The following is a 3661-nucleotide window of genomic DNA, read 5'->3' as shown; positions in this document are numbered from 1 at the left end:
AGATTGCCGCGAATGCGCTGAGCCTGACCGCGCTGAACCTGATGAACCAGCAGGGGACGATCAGCCAGCTCGAATCCGGCGCGACCACGCTTGCCGTGACGAACGCGCTCGACAATTCGAACGGTGGCAGGATCGAGACCGCCAGCACAGACTGGACGCTGGCTCCGGCGTCGCTCGACAACGACGGCGGCACGATCACCCATGCGGGAACCGGCACGCTGACCGTGACGCCCGGCAACGGGAGCGGATTGCTGTCGAACGCTGGCGGCCACATGTCGAGCAATGGCCAAGCGGTCGTGAGCGCAGGCAGTGTGAACAATGCCGGCGGGACGCTGAGTGCGAATCGCAAGCTGTCGGTGACAGCCGCCACCCTGCTGGGCCATGGCACCTACCGTGCCGTCAACGATCTCGCGCTGAACCTGCGGGGCGACTTCAGCGACTTCAACATTACGCCGGATGATCACTTCCATGCTGGGCACAGTCTGACCTTCACCCTGCCCGGAACACTGAACAACGTCGGCGCGCTGTCGGCCGTCAACGACTTGACGGTGAACGCGGGCGACATCCATAACGCAGGCACGCTGGCCGCGGGCGGGCGGCTCGACACGCAATCGAACACCCTGACCAATACCGGCACGCTCGTCGGCGGCAGCGTGTCGTTGCAAGCCCGTCAGACGATCTCCAATCGCGGTCCGAGCGCCTTGATCGGTGCGACCGACAGCCATGGCACGCTCGAGTTGCTCGCGCCCGATATCGAGAACCGGGACGACACGACCGCGACCGATACACCGGCCTCGACGGCGATTTATGGCCTGGGCCAGCTGGTGCTCGCGGGCGGCAAGGAGGCGAACGGCCACTACACGCGCGCCGACGTCATCAAGAATCAATCCGGCCTGATCCAGTCGGGCGGCGAGATGGCGATGCACGCGGCGCGCGTGACGAACACGCGCCGCACGATGGGCGTCTCAGGCTCCACGTCGTCGGTCGATCCCGCCCTGCTGCAAAGTCTGGGGATCAGCCTGAGTGGTTGGACCGGGCGGGTGAACGTTGCCGATCCGAACAGCATTGGTGGCGTCTACGTCGATCCGCCCCATGGCGGGCAATACAACAGCCTCTACCAGTACACGACCTACAGCGGCACCGCGACGGCCCGTACCGTGACGTCGATCAGCCGGCAGGCACAGGTCATCTCGGGCGGGAACCTCGACTTGTCGGATGTCGGCACGTTCCAGAACTACTGGAGCCAGGTTGCGGCGACGGGCCATATCGCGCACCCACAGTCGCTCGATCAGGATAGTTGGCGTGGCCAGACACCGCCCCAGGTGCAGGTCGCCTACACGGGCGACTACCACTACCGTAACTACGACGGCAGCGTGCCGGACTGGACGTACTCATTCTGCGGCAACGGTGCGAGCTCGGGATCGAGTTCCGGGTGTAAGGCACCGGCCGACGTTCGCACCTATGCCCTGCCGAGCTACGAATCGACGTTCACGGCGAACGGTTCGATCAGCGGCACGGGGGTCACGGTCAACAATGTCGCGGGCAATACCGCGGGCCATGCGTCGGTGCCGCCGCTTGCGGCATCGGTCGTCGGTCAGGTGACGCTGCCAGGCGGGCTCGATGCCGGCAATCCTATCATTGCCGGCGCGGTGGCGATCAACGTGCTGGGTCATATCACACTGCCGACGGGCGGATTGTTCAGTGTCGCTCGCGCGCCGCACGCACCCTACCTGATCGAGACGAATCCGGCCTTCACCAGCATGCGGCAGTGGTTGTCGAGCGACTACTACTTCGAGCAGATGGGGATGAATCCGGGCCAGATCCAGTTGCGCCTGGGAGACGGCTTCTACGAGCAGCGGCTTGTTCAGGACCAGATCCTGTCGCTGACCGGGAAGTCGGTCCTGACGAACTACGCCAGCACCCAGGACGAGTTCAAGGCCTTGATGACCTCGGGCGCGGCGCTTGCGAGATCGCTCGATCTTGCGCCGGGCACCGGGCTGTCGCCCGATCAGGTCGCGCAGTTGACGAGCGACGTCGTGATCATGCAGACGCAGATCGTGGACGGACAGACCGTGCTCGTGCCGGTCGTCTATCTGGCACAGGCGAGTCAGGAGCACATGGGCAACGGTCCCGTGATCGCCGCGACGAACATCGATCTGAAGAACGCGACCGTGACGAACAGCGGCGCGATCCACGCATCGAACGCGCTGTCGATCGCGGGCAACCGTATCGACAGTACCCACGGCACGCTGCAAAGCGGCGGTCAGATGTCGCTCGCGACGACGGGCGACGTGAACCTGACGTCGGCGACGCTCAAGGCGGGCAACCTGAATCTCGATGCGGGCGGCGATCTGATTCTGGATACCGCCGTCAAGACAATGAGTCAAATGGGCCCGGACGGCCAAAAGCGAATCACGAGGACGCTCGGCGCGCAGGCTGGCATCGACGTGACACACGATGCATCGATCAAGACAGGCGGCGACTTCGAGCAGCACGCAGGCACGCTGAACGTCGGCGGTGCGCTCTCGGCCAATGTGGGCGGCAACTGGACCTTGGGCGTGCAGGAGACGGGCGAAACCAAGGTTGTGCATCGCGCGAACGGTGTGTCCGACACGCATTTCGTGAACGTGACGGGCAGCAGCGTGAAGGTAGGCGGGGCGTCCACGATCACGGTCGGCCAGGACCTGAGCGCGACGGGCGCCCATCTTGAGCTGCACGGCGGCGGCGCGATCGCGGCCGGCGGCAACGTGTCGCTGCAAACGGCCACTGCCACCTCGACGATCGACAGCCACAGTTCCGGCAGCGATCATCATGGCAGCTACGCAGAGACGCTACACCGGTCCGACGAGACGATCACCGGTACGACGCTCAAGAGCGGAAACACGCTATCGATCGCCTCAGGCAAGGACATCCACGTCATCGGCAGCGGCATCGATCTGACGCAGGGTACCGCGTCGCTCGCGGCGGCGGGCGACGTCAACATCGGCGCGGCGAGCGAGACGCATACGCTCAATACCCATGAAACGCATCGTCACGGAACCCTTGGCGGCCAGACCCGTGCAGAGAATCGGTCAGACCAGACCGTCACCTACGCGGATGGCAGCACGATTTCGGCGGACAGCGTGTCCGTTTCGAGCGGGAAGAACCTCACGGTGACGGGCAGCAGCGTCGTCGGGACCCACGATGTCGCTCTGAACGCGGCGAACCACGTCAACCTTGTTGCCGCCACGACGACCTATCAGGACAGCGCATATCACCAGGAGAAACATTCGGGCCTATCGACGACGGGTGCCGTGGGCATCCGCATTGGATCGAGCGAGCAAAGTACTCGCTACGACAGCCATGCAACGACGCAGAGCGAGTCGCGCAGCACAGTAGGCAGCGTCGAGGGGAATGTCTTGATGATGGCCGGCAAGGATGTTCACGTGGGCGGCAGCGACGTGATCGCCGGCAAAGACCTGACGCTGATCGGCCAGAATGTGAATCTGGATCCGGGCACGGATGCGACGCAAAGCCATGCGAGCCAAAGCTCGAGACAATTCGGTGTGAGCGTCGCGCTGGGCGGAGCGGTCGGCAATGCGATCACGACGGTCGATCAGAGCCTGGATCGCGCCGCGCGGACGGGCGATTCACGGCTGGCGGCATTGGATACGGCGCAAGC

1 protein-coding gene is annotated in these 3661 nt (G+C 64.5%); it reads left to right on the top strand.

All coding sequences use genetic code 11. From position 1 onward, the window contains the following. The coding region (locus tag HV670_RS29560; RefSeq protein WP_175108477.1) for a hemagglutinin repeat-containing protein at positions 1-3661 on the top strand (3661 nt) is incomplete at both ends.

The sequence above is a fragment of the Pararobbsia alpina genome, from assembly GCF_902859895.1.
GTDB lineage: Bacteria > Pseudomonadota > Gammaproteobacteria > Burkholderiales > Burkholderiaceae > Pararobbsia > Pararobbsia alpina.
Note: the sequence above shows the minus strand (reverse complement) of the source record. Positions and strands in the feature narration are given on the sequence as shown.